At 50.3% G+C, this 787-nt stretch carries 1 protein-coding gene, 2 tRNA genes and 1 rRNA gene; all 4 read right to left on the reverse strand.

Features of this window, described 5'->3' with window-relative positions:
- Nucleotides 1-193, reverse strand: a 193-nt coding sequence (locus ACRXB1_RS37080) for a hypothetical protein (protein ID WP_449494911.1), incomplete at its 3' end; no start/stop codon positions are given.
- Between the two features lie 210 nt (nt 194-403).
- Nucleotides 404-479: transfer RNA gene (locus ACRXB1_RS37085), tRNA-Ala, on the reverse strand.
- A 65-nt stretch (nt 480-544) separates the two neighbouring features.
- Nucleotides 545-621: transfer RNA gene (locus tag ACRXB1_RS37090), tRNA-Ile, on the reverse strand.
- 69 nt (nt 622-690) lie between these two features.
- Nucleotides 691-787: ribosomal RNA gene (locus ACRXB1_RS37095) — 16S ribosomal RNA — on the reverse strand; the annotation flags it as partial.

The following is a 787-nucleotide window of genomic DNA, read 5'->3' on the forward strand; positions in this document are numbered from 1 at the left end:
CATCGCCTGTGATCGCCAAGGCATCCACCACATGCACTTGTTCGCTTGACCCTATAACGAGTGCGTCTCCGAGACTCCTCCCGACTCCGAACCGAAGTTCAGCTTCGAGGGAAACCTCTTTCACACCGCTATAGGTTGAGTATTCGTGTTGCGCCGTATTCCAAAGCAATCTCTCGATCACTTTTTCATACATTGATACAATCACAACCCTGATTCACCTACTCACACACCCATCTCTAAGTATGCTTTCGTGAATCTCTTTACTACTTCTTCCAGATTGTTAAAGAACGACAGCATCACCTGAAGCGCTATGCTCCACATGATTTTACTGACTGGCTCAATCGCCAATGCAAATCACGCTCGACCGGCATGGCTCGGTCTAAACGTGCTTGGCATTGATGATTGGTGGAGGATGACGGGATCGAACCGACGACCCCCTGCTTGCAAAGCAGGTGCTCTCCCAGCTGAGCTAATCCCCCAAATACCTTGATGCTTGAGGGTCTGCATTTATCTTCGCTCGTTCTTTCAAACGTTCAAGAGTAAATGGTGGGTCTGGTTGGATTCGAACCAACGACCCCCGCCTTATCAAGACGGTGCTCTAACCAACTGAGCTACAGACCCTTAGCCTGTCTTCTTACAGCCGATAAGCGTGAGCACTTTAGTGCTTCGTTCAGAAGCGTTGAGCTCGAGAAAGGAGGTGATCCAGCCGCACCTTCCGATACGGCTACCTTGTTACGACTTCACCCCAGTCATGAATCCTACCGTGGTGACCGTCCTCCTTGCGGTT

The sequence above is a fragment of the Caballeronia sp. M23-90 genome, assembly GCF_053574605.1.